Annotated in this window: 16 protein-coding genes; 8 read left to right on the top strand and 8 right to left on the bottom strand. The window is 59.7% G+C overall.

Translation table 11 applies throughout. The features are described 5' to 3' along the window. Window positions 1-69 precede the first annotated feature (69 nt). Window positions 70-2,631, bottom strand: coding sequence for a ligase-associated DNA damage response DEXH box helicase (locus JZX87_RS08465; RefSeq protein WP_210349008.1), 2,562 nt, complete (start codon window positions 2,629-2,631; stop codon window positions 70-72). A gap of 88 nt (window positions 2,632-2,719) precedes the next feature. On the opposite strand from JZX87_RS08465, the gene JZX87_RS08460 reads away from it, so the two are divergent. Next, a complete protein-coding gene (locus JZX87_RS08460; protein WP_206825054.1) occupies window positions 2,720-3,223 on the top strand; it encodes an RrF2 family transcriptional regulator in 504 nt (167 codons plus the stop codon). Window positions 3,224-3,307: 84 nt separating this feature from the next. After that, window positions 3,308-3,769 (top strand): carboxymuconolactone decarboxylase family protein, encoded by a 462-nt coding sequence (locus JZX87_RS08455; RefSeq protein ID WP_206825053.1) that lies wholly within the window; start codon window positions 3,308-3,310, stop codon window positions 3,767-3,769. A gap of 10 nt (window positions 3,770-3,779) precedes the next feature. On the opposite strand, the gene JZX87_RS08450 is transcribed toward JZX87_RS08455, so the two are convergent. The 3 genes from JZX87_RS08450 to JZX87_RS08440 form a co-directional block, all read right to left on the bottom strand. Beyond that, the gene (locus JZX87_RS08450) at window positions 3,780-4,424 is read right to left on the bottom strand and encodes a YitT family protein (protein ID WP_206825052.1); all 645 of its coding nucleotides are present in this window, start codon (window positions 4,422-4,424) and stop codon (window positions 3,780-3,782) included. A 1-nt stretch (window position 4,425) separates the two neighbouring features. Further along, on the bottom strand, window positions 4,426-4,986 hold the full coding sequence (locus JZX87_RS08445) for a YitT family protein (protein WP_286194263.1): 561 nt from the start codon (window positions 4,984-4,986) through the stop codon (window positions 4,426-4,428). Window positions 4,987-5,204: 218 nt separating this feature from the next. Beyond that, window positions 5,205-6,134: a class I SAM-dependent DNA methyltransferase gene (locus tag JZX87_RS08440; RefSeq protein WP_206825131.1), complete on the bottom strand. Its 930-nt coding sequence runs from the start codon at window positions 6,132-6,134 to the stop codon at window positions 5,205-5,207. Window positions 6,135-6,275: 141 nt separating this feature from the next. Here JZX87_RS08440 and JZX87_RS08435 point away from each other — a divergent pair, with 141 nt between their 5' ends. Then, window positions 6,276-6,542, top strand: coding sequence for a DUF6460 domain-containing protein (locus JZX87_RS08435; RefSeq protein ID WP_183823443.1), 267 nt, complete (start codon window positions 6,276-6,278; stop codon window positions 6,540-6,542). A 1-nt stretch (window position 6,543) separates the two neighbouring features. Further along, the gene (locus JZX87_RS08430) at window positions 6,544-7,044 is read left to right on the top strand and encodes a CAP domain-containing protein (protein WP_206825050.1); all 501 of its coding nucleotides are present in this window, start codon (window positions 6,544-6,546) and stop codon (window positions 7,042-7,044) included. Here the strand turns inward: JZX87_RS08430 and JZX87_RS08425 are convergent, their stop codons facing one another. Further along, on the bottom strand, window positions 7,045-8,136 hold the full coding sequence (locus JZX87_RS08425; protein WP_206825049.1) for a quinone-dependent dihydroorotate dehydrogenase: 1,092 nt from the start codon (window positions 8,134-8,136) through the stop codon (window positions 7,045-7,047). Then, window positions 8,133-8,480 carry a DUF952 domain-containing protein gene (locus JZX87_RS08420; RefSeq protein ID WP_148148298.1) on the bottom strand — a complete coding sequence of 116 codons (348 nt, stop codon included), beginning with the start codon at window positions 8,478-8,480 and terminating at the stop codon, window positions 8,133-8,135. Before JZX87_RS08420 ends, JZX87_RS08425 begins: the two co-directional genes overlap by 4 nt. 131 nt (window positions 8,481-8,611) lie before the next feature. Between JZX87_RS08420 and JZX87_RS08415 the strand changes: the two genes are divergently transcribed. From JZX87_RS08415 to JZX87_RS08405, 3 genes are all read left to right on the top strand, one after another. Then, entirely contained in the window at window positions 8,612-9,022 is a 411-nt protein-coding gene (locus JZX87_RS08415) for a hypothetical protein (protein ID WP_206825048.1), read from the top strand. Between the two features lie 184 nt (window positions 9,023-9,206). Then, window positions 9,207-9,854 carry a response regulator transcription factor gene (locus JZX87_RS08410; protein ID WP_206825047.1) on the top strand — a complete coding sequence of 216 codons (648 nt, stop codon included), beginning with the start codon at window positions 9,207-9,209 and terminating at the stop codon, window positions 9,852-9,854. Window positions 9,855-10,054: 200 nt separating this feature from the next. Then, window positions 10,055-10,717 (top strand): S24 family peptidase, encoded by a 663-nt coding sequence (locus tag JZX87_RS08405; RefSeq protein ID WP_148148301.1) that lies wholly within the window; start codon window positions 10,055-10,057, stop codon window positions 10,715-10,717. Between the two features lie 45 nt (window positions 10,718-10,762). Here JZX87_RS08405 and JZX87_RS08400 read toward each other — a convergent pair whose 3' ends face one another. Beyond that, the gene (locus JZX87_RS08400) at window positions 10,763-11,650 is read right to left on the bottom strand and encodes a transporter substrate-binding domain-containing protein (protein WP_502711303.1); all 888 of its coding nucleotides are present in this window, start codon (window positions 11,648-11,650) and stop codon (window positions 10,763-10,765) included. A gap of 315 nt (window positions 11,651-11,965) precedes the next feature. On the opposite strand from JZX87_RS08400, the gene JZX87_RS31255 reads away from it, so the two are divergent. Further along, a complete protein-coding gene (locus JZX87_RS31255; protein ID WP_353654169.1) occupies window positions 11,966-13,489 on the top strand; it encodes a glycosyltransferase family 2 protein in 1,524 nt (507 codons plus the stop codon). A 50-nt stretch (window positions 13,490-13,539) separates the two neighbouring features. On the opposite strand, the gene JZX87_RS08390 is transcribed toward JZX87_RS31255, so the two are convergent. Further along, the gene (locus JZX87_RS08390; protein ID WP_183823460.1) at window positions 13,540-14,592 is read right to left on the bottom strand and encodes a glycoside hydrolase family 5 protein; all 1,053 of its coding nucleotides are present in this window, start codon (window positions 14,590-14,592) and stop codon (window positions 13,540-13,542) included. Between the last annotated feature and the right edge of the window lie 231 nt (window positions 14,593-14,823).

Genomic DNA, 14,823 nt, shown 5'->3' with positions numbered 1-14,823 from the left:
GCACCCGTACAGCCCCGATCCGCTACGCCGAGCAGGGCAAGTCCCCTCGCGCCGCTTGCGGGGAGAGGGTTAGGGTGAGGGGCGATCGCCAACCGAAACGGTGGACAATCCAGCCTCCGCAATCAATTCATTCGCCGCCTCCTGCAGCACCGCATCATGCGCCTCGCCCGGTACCTGCTCCTTGCCGATCTCCAGCATGATCGGCACCGCCAGGGGCGAGACGCGATCGAGGTCACGGTGGGTGATGTGGCCCTTGATTCGGGACAGCATATCGCCGAGACGACCGATATCCAGAAGCCCGGAAGCGGCATCGCGGCGTGTCGCCTCCAAAAGCACGTGGTCCGGCTCGTGGGAGCGCAGCACATCGTAGATCAGGTCGGTCGAGACCGTGACCTGACGGCCGGTCTTTTCCTTGCCCGGATGACGACGTTCGATCAAACCGGAAATCACGGCGCAATTGCGGAAGGTGCGCTTGAGCATATAACTTTCGTCGAGCCAGGCTTCGAGATCATCGCCCAGCATGTCCTCGTCGAAGAGGTCGGAGAGGCTCAGGGAGCCATCGGCGATCATCGCGCCGAGATCGTTCAAGCCCCAGATGGCGAGCGAATAATCGGTGGCGACGAAGCCGAGCGGGCGGGCGCCGAGACGTTCGAGACGGCGGGTGAGCAGCATTCCGAGCGTCTGGTGCGCCAGGCGGCCTTCGAAACAATAGGCAATCATGAAGAAGCGTTTTCCGCGCGGAAAGGTCTCGATCAGCAACTCGTCCTGCTTTGGCAACATCGAGCGTTCGAGCTGGATATTCAGCCAGTCGCGGACCTGATCGGGCAGGTTTGCGCGGCGTTCGGGTTCGGCGAGCATCGCGCGGACCTGGTCTGCCAGATAGGTGGTGAGCGGAAACTTGCCGCCGGCATAGGCGGGGATTTTCGGGTCCAGCGAATGAGCGTTGGAGACGAGGCATTCGTTTTCGCGGATGCCTTCGAAGCGCAGTACCTTGCCGGCGAACAGGAAGGTGTCGCCCTGGACGAGCTGTTCGAGAAAATATTCCTCGACCTTGCCGAGCGACATGCCGCCCCTGCCCAATGTGCCTTTGGCATTGCGCTTTACCAGCCGGACATTGAGTTCGGCTGCCTCGATGATCGTGCCAAGGTTCATGCGGTATTGCTGGGCGATCTGCGGGTTGGAAACGCGCCAGCGGCCGTCCTCCTGTTTCCTGATCTTCGCGTAACGCTCGTAGGAACGCAAAGCGTATCCGCCGGTAGCGACGAAATCGACGATCCGTTCGAACATTTCCCAGGAGAGGCCGGCATAGGGCGAGGCGGAGGTGATCTCGTCATAGAGTTCGACCGGATCGAAGGATTCGGCGCAGGCCATGCCCAGAACATGCTGGGCGAGAACATCGAGCGCGCCCTCGCCTACCGGCGGTGTATCCTGCGCGCCGAGATAATTGGCGTCCAGCGCAGCCTGACATTCCATGACTTCGAAGCGGTTGGCGGGGACGAGAATGGCCTTGGACGGTTCGTCCATGCGGTGATTGGCGCGGCCGATGCGCTGGGCAAGTCGCGATGCACCCTTGGGCGCGCCGACATGGACGACCAGATCGACATCGCCCCAGTCCAGCCCCATGTCGAGCGTCGAGGTGGCGACGACGGCGCGCAGCCTGTTATCGGCCATCGCAGCCTCCACCTTGCGGCGCTGGCCGGCATCGAGCGAGCCGTGATGCAGCGCGATCGGCAGATTGTCCTCGTTGATGGTCCAGAGCGACTGGAAGAGAAGTTCCGCCTGGAAGCGGGTGTTGACGAAGATCAGCGTGGTCTTATGGCGCCTGATCTCCTCGTAGACCTCCGGGATGGCATAGGTGGAGACGTGGCCTGACCAAGGGATGCGGGTCTCCGTGCCCAGAATGGTGATGTCGGGAGCGGCACCGCCTGTGACATGAACCAGGCCTGCCGGAGGTGCCGGGTTTTCGCCTTGAGGAACGAGCCAGCGTTGCAGGTCCATCGGATCGGCGACCGTGGCGGAGAGGCCGATCGTCTGCATTCCGGGCGCGTGTTTGCGAAGACGCGCGAGGCCGAGTGAGAGGAGATGACCGCGCTTGGATGTGACGAGCGAATGCAGTTCGTCGAGGACGATGTATTTTAGATCCTTGAAGAAACGCCCGGCTTCCTTGTTGGCGAGCAGAAGCGCCACCTGTTCCGGAGTGGTGAGAAGGATATCGGGCGGGGTGAGCTTCTGGCGCTGGCGCTTCGATTGCGGCGTGTCGCCGGTGCGGTTTTCGACCGTGACGGCAAGGCCCATCTCGGTGACGGGCTTCATCAGGTTGCGCTCGATATCGACAGTCAGCGCCTTCAAGGGCGAGATGTAGAGCGTGTGGATGCCGGTGAAGGCGGAACCGGGCGGGATCTTTCCGCGGGCCACCAGATCGGTGAGCGAAGGCAGGAAACCGGCAAGCGTCTTGCCGGCACCGGTTGGCGCGATCAACAGCATGTTCTCGCCGCCTTGAGCGCGGGCGAGCAGCTCCAGCTGATGAGCGCGCGGCTGCCAGCCCTTTTCACCGAACCATTTGAGGAACGGCCTGGGCAGGGTCGCGGCCTGATTGCCGGAGGGGTTGGTTTCGACGAGATCCACGCTCAAGAGATAAGCCTTCCGACGCCAAAAAGAAGGCCTCTTGACTCGCGACCAATAATCATGGATAAATTTTATCCGTGATTAGGAGATGGAAATGAAACTGAGTGACGGCGTTGAACAGGCAATCCACTGTGTGGGTATGCTCTCCGGCCTTTCGGAAGGCGGGGTCCTGTCTGCAGCGGCGCTTGCCGATTTTCACGGCGTTTCAACCAGCTATCTCCTGAAGCACCTACAGGCGCTTTCGGGTGCCGGTATCGTTGCCACCGTGCCCGGCCCGAAAGGCGGCTACCGGCTGGCGCAAACACCGGACCGGATCAGCCTGCTCGACATCGTGCTGGCCGTGGAAGGGCCGGCACCGGCCTTTCGCTGCGCGGAAATCCGTCAGCGTGGGCCAAACCCGCTGCCGGGGCGGTATTTTTCGAAACCCTGCGGAATCAATGCGGCGATGCTGAAGGCTGAAAAGGCCTATCGCGCCGAACTCGCCAAGGTGACGATGGCATCGATCCTGGCGGATCTTGCAGCAGACGATGACGGCGGGATCGCCGCCCGCGGCTGCGCCTTCATGGAAATCAACGAACGCAAATCGGCCCGTGGATAGGCCATAGCCCTAGATCATTTTAACGCAATTCCGGACGCAAAACCGTAATGCACTTTTGCTGGAATTGCCCGAAAGGATAAAACCATGCATCCGCGTTTCAACCCCTTCAAAGCCAGCCAGGAAGCCTACAAAGCCGTCATGGCGCTGGAAGACTATGTGCAGAAATCCGGCCTGGAGCGCCGGTTCATTCACCTGATCAAGCTTCGCGCCTCGATCATCAACGGCTGCGCCTTCTGCGTCGATATGCGTGTGAAGGAAAGCCGCCATGACGGGCTTTCCGAACAGTGGATCAACCTGATGAGCGTGTGGTGGGAATCGCCCGTTTATGACGAGCGCGAACGCGCCCTGCTCGGCTGGGTCGACTCGGTCACGAAGATTGCCGAGACCGGCATTCCGGACAGTGCTTATGAACCGCTCAAGGCGCATTTTACCGAGGAGGAAATGGTCAAGATCACGGTGGCGATCGGCGCGATCAACATCTGGAACCGTCTGGCCGTCGGCTTCCGCTCGCAGCACCCGATCGACAAGGTGGCGAACGCCGCCTGACGGGGCTGAGCTAGCGGACGATATACCGATCGGTGCGGTGGTTGATGGCGAGCGTCAGGTTCAGCGTCACCGCCGCAACGATGGAGCAGGCGATGACAAATGGGCTGGCGACAAAGAAGGACAGGAAGAGCACGACGCAATCCAGCCCCAGTTGCACGAAACCGGCCCGCCAGCCGAGCCTGTCCTGCAGATAGAGCGCCAGAATGCCGAAACCGCCGAGCGAGGCGCGGTGACGGAAGAGAACGAGCATGCCGCAGCCGATCAGAAGACCGCCGAAGAGGGCGGCTGCGATCGGATCTATGCTGTCGAAGGTGATGAGTTTCGGCAGGATGCCGGTGAGCACGGAAGTAAGCGCGACGGCGGCGAAGGTCTTTACCGTGAAGACGAGGCCGAGGCGCTTGTATGCCAGCCAGTAGAAGGGCAGGTTCAGCACGAAGAAGGCGGTACCGAAGCTGACGTCGACCGAATAGCGCAGCAGGAAACCGAGACCGGCCGTGCCGCCGATCAACAGGTGGGCTGCCGCAAGCATGGTGACGCCGAGGGCTGCCAGCATGGAACCGGCAACGACGCCCTGGATATCCTCGATGATCGAGTGCTTTTCCGTCGACGAGGCCCAGAAGCCGATCGGGCTTTTCTTGTCCGCCGCGTCCGCCATGTCAGCGCACCGCGATATACCGGTCGGACCGGTGGTTGATGGTTAGAAGCAAATTCAAGACGACGGCGCTCAGCAGCGACCAGAGGACCGTCATGGGGCTGACGACGAAAAATGCGGCGGCCATGACACAGAGATCGAAACCGAGCTGGACGAGGCCTGCCGGTATCTTGAACCGATCCTGGATATAGATGGCGAGAATGCCGATGCCGCCGAGCGAGGCACGATGGCGATAAAGACCGAGCAGACCGAAGCCGATCAGGATGCCGCCGAGCAGTGCCGCCCAGAACGGATCGAGATGCTGGATGACGATGAATTTCCGCTCGAGCTCGGTGATGAAGGAAACCATCAGGATGGCGACGAAGGTCTTGAAGGAAAAGCCGATGCCGAGGCGTTTGAACGAGAGATAATAGAAGGGCAGATTGACGACGAAGAACAGGACGCCGAAGGGGATATCAAAAGCGTAGTGTAGCAGGAAGGCGATGCCTGCAGTACCGCTGGTGAGGAACCCGGCTTGGCTGAGAAAATAAAGGCCGAGCGCTGCGACCATGGCGCTGATGAACATACCCTGAGCATCTTCCAGCTTGGTGTGTCGGGCCGGATCGAGGCTGTAAAAGCCCAGCCGACGCTTCTGCGCGCTCTGTTGGTCAGCCAAATTGTTCCCCTTAGTCCCGTCCGGTTTTCGCGCCGGCTTTTCAGCAATTGTGCATTGCGATAGCGGCTTCATCAAGCGTCATCAACAACGCGTGAGTGCTCAAAGCGAAATCGCAAGAAAACGCCGGTTCAGGCGGTTTTGCGCGACAGAAACAATATGCCCTTGATCGGTTTTCCGGCATCCATGCGAATGGTGGTACGCTCGATTGCCAGAAGCTCCAGCCGGTAATGGGCAAGCAGCAGCCGGATATGGGCCTCCGAATGGGCATAACGGAGGCTATCGCGCAGCACGAACCCCTCCTCCTCTGCCGCATCCTCAACCGAAAAGGCGAACAGGCCGGAAGGAACGAGCAGATCGGCGACCAGCGGAAAGACGGTTTCCAGCGAACCGAGATACATCAGCACGTCAGCGGCCGATACGAGATCCGCGCGATGCCGGGGAAGACCGGGGCTAAACAGGCCGCTTTCTTCGTCGGCAAGGCTGAGGTCGGACTGGCCGAGATGATCGTAAAGCTCTTTTTCTTCGGCCTTGGCGAGCATATTGGTGGAGAGATCAAAGCCCTCCAGACGCGCCGTTTGTTCCCTTATTTCCGCGCCAAAAAGCCCCGTGCCGCAGCCGAGATCGACCGTCAGGGCAAAGGGCGCATGGGGAAGCACGATTGCAGCGAGCTTGCCGGGAACGGAATAATCGAGCTTTTCGAGCAGCGCGTTATCGAAGCGCTCGGCATATTCGTCAAACAGGCTTTCGACATAGCGGCTCGGCGGCTGGTTCGGCGCTTCCTCCGCGCCGATGACGGCCAGTTTCAGCCTTGCGCCGAACACGTCTTCGGGTTCGAGTTCGAGCACGCGGCGATAGGCGTCTTCCACCGTCTCCAGCTCTGCCTTCTCGCGATATTCTCCAAGACGAAACCAGCCTGCAGCCCAACCGGGCGCGAGTTCCAGCGCCTGTTCCATCAGTTCGGCGGCAGCGGCGAAGTCGCGACCTTCCGCCAACATGCGAGCGTAATCGGCACGACGGTCGGCGATCACATCGCCGGAAGAGAACTGGCTCATCGATATTGTCCTGAAATCATGCCGCTCATCGCCGAAGCCACAAAAAAACTCAAGTTCTATTTGAGAGGCGAACGTCAATGCCTATCTGACGGTTGCAGGCGCTCGTCGCCGCGGCTATGGCATTTGAAGCAACGGAGACGGTCAAGAATGGCGGATGGTGTGAACAGGTTTCTCGGCGACTCGATCGGCCGGACGATCATCAAGCTGATCGTGGTCTGCCTGATCGTCGGTTTCGTGCTCGCCTTTTTCGGCTACACGCCGAACAATATCATCGGCAGCCTGCGCTACCATTTCTACGATATCCTGCATAACGGATTCGATGCGCTGGGCGACATCGGCAACTACCTGCTTCTCGGCGCGATCGTGGTCATCCCGGTTTTCGTGGTTCTACGACTGATAAGCTATCGTCGCTGACATGACCGAGTTTTCCATTCCTTCTCGACGGGGTTTTCTCGTTCTTTCCGGCCTGACGCTTGGCGGTACTGGCCTCTTGCTTGCCGGCTGTTCCACGACCGCCGTCATGACGCCGACGCCGGGTTCCGAGGACGATACGGTAGCTGCACTGCCGATGGTCAACAGGCTGCGCGCATCCAAGGGACTTTCGGGACTTTCTCTCGATACGTCGGCGCGCAAGGCGGCAGGTATCCAAGCGATCCGGATGGCGAAGGCGCAGGAGATGAAGCACCTGATCGGCTTCGGTGACGATTTCGGCGCCCGGATGAAGAAGAGCGATGTGGCGCTGCCGGCAGCGGAAAACATCGCAGCCGGGCAGAAATCGGTGGAAGCCGCAGTGCAGGCCTGGATCGACAGTCCCAAGCATCTGGAAAACATGCTCGGGAACTATCGCGGGCTGGGCGTCGCCATGGCGCCGGCCAAGGACGGCAGGCCCTATTGGGCCATGGTGCTTTCGGGCTGATTAGATCGGCTGCGAGGCCCAGTGATCGACGCGGCTATCGCGCAGATCGCGGATCGAAGCGATGCCGTCACGGTCCAGCAGTTTCGACAGACCGCGATTGATATCGCCTGGCAGGGCTGGCCCTTCATAGACCATGCAGGAATAGACCTGAACGAGATCGGCACCTGCGCGGATCTTTTCCAATGCGTTCTCGGCGCTTCCCACGCCACCGACACCGATGATCGGGAGGTCCGATCCGACACGCTTGCGCATGCGGGCGAGCACCGCCGTAGACTTGGCGAATAGCGGAGCACCGGACATGCCGCCGGCCTGTTTTGCCTGAACCTGATCCTTCAGGCCTTCGCGCGAAAGCGTGGTGTTGGAAACGATCAGGCCGTCGAGATCATGGGCCAGCGTTTCTGCAGCCACATCGTCGAGGCCTTCTTCCGTCAGGTCCGGCGCGATCTTCAGGAAGACAGGAAGGCGCTTGCCGGCCCGGTCCGCCTCTTCATTGCGGGCAGCAAGCACAGCGGAAAGAAGCGCTGCCAGGCTTTCACGCGCCTGCAGGTCACGCAGGCCGGGTGTGTTGGGCGAGGAAATGTTGACGGTGAAGTAGGTCGCCAGCGAATAGAAACGCCGGATGCCCAGAACGTAATCGGCGATGCGATCGGCGCTGTCCTTGTTGGCGCCGATATTGACCCCAACGATGCCCTTTGCGTTGCCACGGGCGCTGAGGCGCGAAAACACCGCGTCATGGCCCTGATTGTTGAAGCCGAAGCGGTTGATAACGGCGCGATCCTCGACCAGGCGGAAAAGCCGCGGCTTGTCATTGCCCACCTGCGGTTTCGGCGTCAGCGTGCCGACTTCGACATGGCCGAAGCCGAGCTTCAGAAGCGTATCCGGCACTTCGGCATTCTTGTCGTAACCCGCGGCGAGACCGACCGGGTTTTCGAACCGGATGCCGGCAACTGTCTGTGCCAGACGTGGATCGGGCCTTGGCGGACAGACAGGCGAGATACCGGTTTTCAGAGCGGCAATCGACAGGTTGTGGGCGATTTCGGGATCGAAAACGAAAAGGCTGCGGGAGGCAATTCCCGCAAGGCGGCCAATCATGGCATTTTCTCCGGAAAGGCATGCTGGCCGTCAACGCCGATCAGGAGTGGCATCTCCCAGATCACCGCCGAAAGCGGCAGGCTGCCATAAAGGTGAGGGAAAAGATCGCCGCCACGGGACGGCTCGAATTTCAGGTCTTCGCCAAGAGGACGCGAATCCACCGCGACCAGCATCAGTCCGGTCATGCCGGCGAAATGCAGTCTTGCCGTTTCGCGTGCCTGGGTGCCGGTGGAAAAATGGATATAACCGTCACGGTGATCGATCTCGGCCCCTTCGAAGACGCCCCTCGCCTTGGCTTCCCGCCAGATGGTTTCGGGCACGATCTTGTAAACGGTATCCGTCATCACACATCTCCATTGAGATTTAGGGCCTGTGAGAACTTTGAGGCCTGCGAACCCGTTAGAGCAGATAAGCGGCGTTGCGGATCGTTTGCCGCAAAGGCGGCTAAAAGTCCATTACTATCGGAGGAGACAAAATGCGCATTTCGGCAATCAGCATTGCTGCCGCCTCTCTGACCGGTGCCTTGCTCTTTTCAACGGGGACAGAGGCACAGCAGAGGTTCCAGCTTGAGCAGACGGACCAGGGCATCGTGCGGCTGGACACGGAGACCGGGGCGATCACCACCTGCGGCCAAGAAAACAACGAGTTGACCTGCCGGATGGCACCGGACGAGCGCGCGGCGTATGAGAAGGAACTCGACCTCCTGGAAAAACGCGTAACGGCGCTCGAGGAACGCTTCAGCCAGACACCGCCGGGGCGATTGCCGAGCGACGCGGAGGTTGACCGGTCGCTATCGATCATGGAGCGTTTCATGCGGACTTTCATGGGTATCGTGCGCGAATTTACCGGAGAGCCTAACCCCGCGCCGCAACCGGACAGAACCTGACGCGCCAAGCGACCTGTCGCAGAATCGATACAGATCACGGAAGGCTCCACTCGCAGAAGATGTGCAGCAGTCGAACGTCACCCTTGTTTCGGTTCGTCAACGGCGTTACAAATTGACGCAGGCCTTGAGGAGGGCCCGGGATCTTCATCCCAGCACAACTATGCCTTTGGGAGGAGGCGTGGGAATGCAGACACTCAAAATCATCATCGCAGACGATCATCCCCTGTTTCGCGGCGCGCTCGTGCAGACGCTTCAGGCCATGGCGGAGGATGTCACCATCATCGAATGCGGCGAGTTTTCCGCCGCGCTCAAGGCAGCAGACGCACACCCGGATGCCGACCTGATGCTGCTTGACCTCGCCATGCCAGGGGTCAGCGGGTTTTCGGGGCTGATGACATTGAGGGCGCAGTTTTCGGCGCTTCCTATCGTCATCGTTTCGGCAACGGACGACAGCGGCACCGTGCGCCGGTCGATAGAGCTGGGGGCATCCGGCTTCATTCCGAAGTCATCCGGACTCGACGACATCCGCATGGCGGTCAAGACCGTGCTCGACGGCGGGATATTCTCACCCGGCAGCGACACCAGCCAGCCAGAGGACGATCCGATGCTGATCGAAATTCTCGACCGGCTGAAGACGCTGACACCGCAGCAGAACCGGGTGCTGACCATGCTTGCCGAAGGCCTGCTCAACAAGCAGATCGCCTATGAACTTGGCGTCTCGGAAGCGACGATCAAGGCGCATGTCTCGGCAATCCTTCTGAAGCTCAATGTCGACAGCCGGACCCAGGCTGTGATCAAGCTCGGCAAGATCAACATGGCCATGGTGGCGTAAGGAGAAAAAGGATTTTATTCCTCTTCGAGCTTTACGTTCACGTGACCTTCGGCTAAAATCAGGCGTGCCGGAGACGCTCTTTGGCATTGACGCAGAATGCCGGCATCGGTGAGCGCGTCACCTCTGATTGAAGGCTGCAAAGCGCCCCTCTTCAAGCGGTCGCGGACTGGAGCCTTGTAAAGGCCGGGGCACGGGCGAAAATGCTGTCACATGACGCCATATGGAACGCGATCGACAGGCTTGCCGAACGTCATCAACTGACGCCATCCGGGCTTGCGAGGCGGGCTGGACTGGATCCTACCTCGTTCAATCGTTCAAAGCGTCTGGGGCCTGACGGGCGGCTGCGCTGGCCTTCGACGGAATCGATCTCGAAAGTACTCGATGCAACCGGGGCCACGATCGACCAATTCATGAGCTATCTGCCCGCTGGCGGCCGCAACCAGATACCCGAGGGTAATTTTCCGCCGCAGGCCGGCAATATTCCGCTGCTTGGCTTTGCCCAGGCGGGAGCAGGCGGCTTTTTCGACGATGGTGGATTTCCGGCCGGACAGGGCTGGGATGTCGTCGAGTTTCCCGTAGATCCGTCACGCAAGGTGGGCGTCTATGCGCTCGAAGTGCAGGGGGAATCGATGATGCCGCTCTATCGCGACGGTGACGTGCTGATTGTCGAGCCGGGGGCGCAGGTTAGACGCGGCGACCGCGTCGTGTTGAAAACCAAGGAGGGTGAAGTGATGGCCAAGGTGCTGGCACGCCAGAGCCCGAAAAGCGTCGAAGTGATGTCGCTCAACCCGGAGCATCCCAACCGAACCTTTGATCTTGCCGATGTGGAGTGGATGGCCCGCATAATCTGGGCGAGCCAGTGAGGTCCCTGCTTTCTCGGTTACGGGAGACAGGAACAAATTCCCAGCTCAATATAACCCGTTTGGAAAATAGCGCAGATAAAGATCCTGCAGCCTGCCGTTACGGGACAGCTCGGCGAGCGCCTGATCGAAGGCCGAGACCAGAAGCGGGTCGGTGCGACGCACCATGACGGACAGGCCCTCGCCCAGGAATTTTTCCGAAAGATAAGGGCCGTCGAAAAGCATGCAGCATTTTTCAGAAGCGTCGCTGGCGACCCAGAAGGGCAATCTCAATCCATCGGAAAAAACGGCGTCGATCTTTTTTTCCTTCAAGGCCGTAGTCATTGCCTCACCGGCTTCGAACGGCACGGCGATGATGCCTGGAAAAAATGCCTTGAGCATCGCCTCATGTGCGGTTTCCTTGACTACGCCGACACGACGCCCGGCGAGTGCTGCAGCAGTGTCGCCCGGTATGTCGGCCGAGCGGCTTTTGGCAAAACGCGCCGGGATGCCGATATAGGAGCGGGAGAACAAAAAACGCTCCCGCCGGTCCTGATCGACCGCGATGCCCGCCATCACCGCCTCACCGCCATTGGCCTCCAATGTCCTTTCCAGTTCGTCGAACGGTATGGACTGGATCTGGCATTTGGCCTCAAGCTTTAGTTCAGCGCAGATTTCGCGGGCAAGATCGACGTTGAAACCGGATAGGCGCCCCGTCTGGTCGGTGAAGTTGAAGGGCGGAAAATCAACGGTTGTCAGAATGCGCAGGCGAACGATCGTCGACAGATCCGGGCGAGCCACGCGTTCGCGGCTGTCGAACATCAGCGGGAGGCGATTTCCGCTTTCGGATGCAAGGCTCGTCCCGGGTGATGCGAAAGCGGCCACCAACATCACGAAAGCTGCAAAGAGATCGCGCGCCCCCCGCCAAACTAGGGATGTAATCATCCGGTGCCTCATTATGATCGTCTGCGGGTCAGGCAGGAGCGCCCCTATCGGGTGCTCCTTGGGGACGGTGTAACAGAACCATGCGCTTCGGGGAATATCCGCCGCAGGGATCGGCGGTCTGTGACGATGAGCCTGCCACGAGCTTGCCGAACGGCGGTTCAGAGGGCCGGCAGGCCAATGACCAAGAGTTTCGCAGCGACGCCGATCCGGATCCTCCGGAAGCTGAGGCCGCGGTTCTTGCTGCTCTCGGTTTCTCCAAGCCGATGATTGCCCGAATGCGCGAGCGGGCGCTGCGTCACGGCACGTCGATCGAGGCCGAGCTGCTGCGTGCCGGAGGCGGCGCGACTGGCAGAACTTGCAGCAGCCCTGACCACCATGCCCATGCTCGGCCGGAACCTTGCCATTACGACACCAGGCGCCATTCGCAAAGCCGTGTGGGCTGCGGGAGCCGCACGACGCGGGCAGGAAACGACCAACGGGCTTTTCGAGGGGCAACCGGCTTTTTCCGCCCGGACGGTGCTTTCGGGTAAGCAGGGATTTTTCGCAGGCGCGCTCGTCGCCGGAACGATCGCGACCTTCCTCATCATACCGGTCGTGACGCTTCTCAGCCTGCATATCATTCTGTCGCTGACCTATCTTGCTTCGCTATTGCTGCGGCTGACGGCGCTTGCTTTGAAGATGCATCTGCCGAGCCCTGCTACCAGGTTCAACCTGAAAGCCGGCCCGCTACCGCGCTACACTGTCATGGTGGCGCTTTACCGAGAAGCCCCCGTCGTCGGCCAACTCATAGCCTGCCTCGAACGGCTCGACTGGCCCCATACACTCATCGATATCAAGCTCGTCTGCGAAGACGACGACGCCGAGACGATTGCCGCGCTGACCGCGCTTGAACCTGGACCACAGTTCGAAATCGTCACTGTGCCGCCAATCGGTCCGCGAACCAAGCCAAAGGCACTTACCTATGCGCTCTCTTCGGCACGGGGTGAATTTCTGGCCATATATGACGCGGAAGACCGGCCGCACCCGCTGCAACTGCGCGAAGCGCACGCCACCTTTGTCAACGGGCCGCCCGAACTGGCCTGCCTGCAGGCGCCGCTGATCATTGCCAATGCCCGGAAATCACCGCTCAGCGCCCTGTTCTCGCTTGAATATTCCGCACTGTTCAGGGGGCTTCTACCAATGCTTGCCAGACGACGAATGCCCCTGCCGCTCGGAGGAACCTCCAATCACTTCAAAACCGAAATATTAAAGAAAGTCGGCGGCTGGGATCCATATAATGTGACCGAGGACGCGGATATGGGGCTGCGCCTCTATCGGCTCGGCTACCGTTCGGACGTGTTGACCTGCCAGACACTGGAGGACGCGCCGGTACAGGTTTCCGTCTGGATGGCGCAACGCGCCCGCTGGTATAAAGGCTGGCTGCAGACATGGCTGGTGCTGATGCGCGATCCGTCGAGGCTGATGCGGGAGATGGGCCTGCCCGCTTTTGTGACTTTCCAGCTGATGGTGGGCGGGATGCTGATCTCGGCATTGCTTCACCCCTTGATCTTCGTTTTCCTCTGGCTCGGGGCATCCGCCATGCTCGACGCACCCAAAAACGACCTGCCACTCGGTGTCGTCTCGCTGTTCGTCATGGATTTCGTCAACATCCTCGGAAGCTACCTGATCTTCCTGGGATTGGGGGTCGGGTCGATGATCGACCATGAAAAGCGGCAGATCGGCTGGCGATGGGTGATGGTGCCATTCTACTGGCTGATGATCTCGGCTGCAGCCTGGCGGGCGGTGATCGAACTCAAGACCAATCCGTTCCACTGGAACAAGACACCGCATGCGCCGACATCAACGGACTGAAACCGCATGACGACAATTTCCGTCGAATGCATCCAGACGTTTTACCGGCCTCACGGACCTTCGAGCAGGATCTTCATGCGCGGATCATCCGGCGTTGCGCCCGAAAAGTCCTGCGCATCGGGTCCGCCCGGATCGATCGAATACCAGAAGCCCTGATCAGGCGTATGGTAGCCTTTCTGTCCGGCATAGACACCAAACCAGGTGTAGCCGGTCCAGACATCGGAGTTGGCGGCAAAATATGCCAGAAGGTCTCGCAGTTCCTTATAGCAGGCCTCATTCTTGGCCACCGCGAATTCGCCGAGAAACAACCGCATCCTGTTGGCGCGCGCCCATTCCGTCGACTCCACCAGAACTGTGGCACCTGATCCAGGATTGCAGGTCTGTTTCTGTCCGGCACTGTAGTCGTCAAGATAACGGTGAACGTCGATGACCAGATTGTTGCCGGGATCACGGACGAGCGGCCCGAGCGGTTTTCCAAGCGGTTGCCCCGTCCAGGACAGGTCATGGGCGAAACCGTATCCATCCAATAGGATCGTGTTGGTCGCGCCGGTTGCGCGAATATCCTTCAGCACCGTATTGTAGGTCGCAGCAAGCTTGATGCCGTCCACATCGTGCGGCTCATTCATGATGCCGAACATGACGCGGGGATTTGTCTTGAATTTCATAGCGAGCCTGACCCAGAGATCAGAGAAATGGGCCGCCGAGACTTCCTGAGCCTCGCCTATGATGACCTCGTTCTTCGGTTGCCTGTCGAAATTGAGGTCCCGGCGCATGAAGTTATGTACATCGACGATGACCGTGGCCCCAGCACCCGTCAGAAAATCAACCTCCCGTTCAAGCGCCGCAAGCACGGTTGGATCGAGATCTCCGCCGAGCCTTGGCTGAATCCATTCCCAGGCGAAAACCAGTCGGAAAACGCGCATGCCCTTTCCCAGGTAATATTTCATTCCCTCATCGGTCGCCCAGGTGGTGGACTGGGTATAATAACCGTTATTCCCGACGAGATTGACGCCACGCCCGAATAGAAGGTTCGTCGAAGCAGCCGATACCGGGAAGCTCAAAATTGCGATGAGGAGACCAAGGAATGCGGCAAACTTCTGCATGGAAATCCTTTTCCCGAAATAACGTGCGTCGTAAGAATTGTCTGGCGTCATCCATCACATCAATATGCGAAAGATGCCGCACGTATTCTCAAAAATCAAAGTCGAACCAAATTTCCGATATACACACTACACCAATGGAAACGGCCTCGCGTATTGTCACGATGATCTTCCAGACCCGCAACACAACAATCATTTATTTTACTTGAATTTCATTTCCCAATCGCAGTCCTA

Source organism: Agrobacterium sp. Ap1, from assembly GCF_017313375.1.
Taxonomy (GTDB): Bacteria; Pseudomonadota; Alphaproteobacteria; order Rhizobiales; family Rhizobiaceae; genus Neorhizobium; species Neorhizobium cellulosilyticum.
This window is presented reverse-complemented; position numbering and strand designations above follow the sequence as displayed.

What these genes read in the sequence shown, in the direction of transcription:
- JZX87_RS08460 (WP_206825054.1), top strand. Translation starts at nt 2,720, where the DNA reads ATGAAACTGAGTGACGGCGTTGAACAGGCAATCCACTGTGTGGGTATG.
- JZX87_RS08455 (WP_206825053.1), top strand. Translation starts at nt 3,308, where the DNA reads ATGCATCCGCGTTTCAACCCCTTCAAAGCCAGCCAGGAAGCCTACAAA.
- JZX87_RS08450 (WP_206825052.1), bottom strand. Translation starts at nt 4,424, where the DNA reads ATGGCGGACGCGGCGGACAAGAAAAGCCCGATCGGCTTCTGGGCCTCG.
- JZX87_RS08445 (WP_286194263.1), bottom strand. Translation starts at nt 4,986, where the DNA reads ATGTTCATCAGCGCCATGGTCGCAGCGCTCGGCCTTTATTTTCTCAGC.
- JZX87_RS08435 (WP_183823443.1), top strand. Translation starts at nt 6,276, where the DNA reads ATGGCGGATGGTGTGAACAGGTTTCTCGGCGACTCGATCGGCCGGACG.
- JZX87_RS08430 (WP_206825050.1), top strand. Translation starts at nt 6,544, where the DNA reads ATGACCGAGTTTTCCATTCCTTCTCGACGGGGTTTTCTCGTTCTTTCC.
- JZX87_RS08425 (WP_206825049.1), bottom strand. Translation starts at nt 8,136, where the DNA reads ATGATTGGCCGCCTTGCGGGAATTGCCTCCCGCAGCCTTTTCGTTTTC.
- JZX87_RS08420 (WP_148148298.1), bottom strand. Translation starts at nt 8,480, where the DNA reads ATGACGGATACCGTTTACAAGATCGTGCCCGAAACCATCTGGCGGGAA.
- JZX87_RS08415 (WP_206825048.1), top strand. Translation starts at nt 8,612, where the DNA reads ATGCGCATTTCGGCAATCAGCATTGCTGCCGCCTCTCTGACCGGTGCC.
- JZX87_RS08410 (WP_206825047.1), top strand. Translation starts at nt 9,207, where the DNA reads ATGCAGACACTCAAAATCATCATCGCAGACGATCATCCCCTGTTTCGC.
- JZX87_RS08405 (WP_148148301.1), top strand. Translation starts at nt 10,055, where the DNA reads ATGCTGTCACATGACGCCATATGGAACGCGATCGACAGGCTTGCCGAA.
- JZX87_RS08400 (WP_502711303.1), bottom strand. Translation starts at nt 11,650, where the DNA reads ATGAGGCACCGGATGATTACATCCCTAGTTTGGCGGGGGGCGCGCGAT.
- JZX87_RS08390 (WP_183823460.1), bottom strand. Translation starts at nt 14,592, where the DNA reads ATGCAGAAGTTTGCCGCATTCCTTGGTCTCCTCATCGCAATTTTGAGC.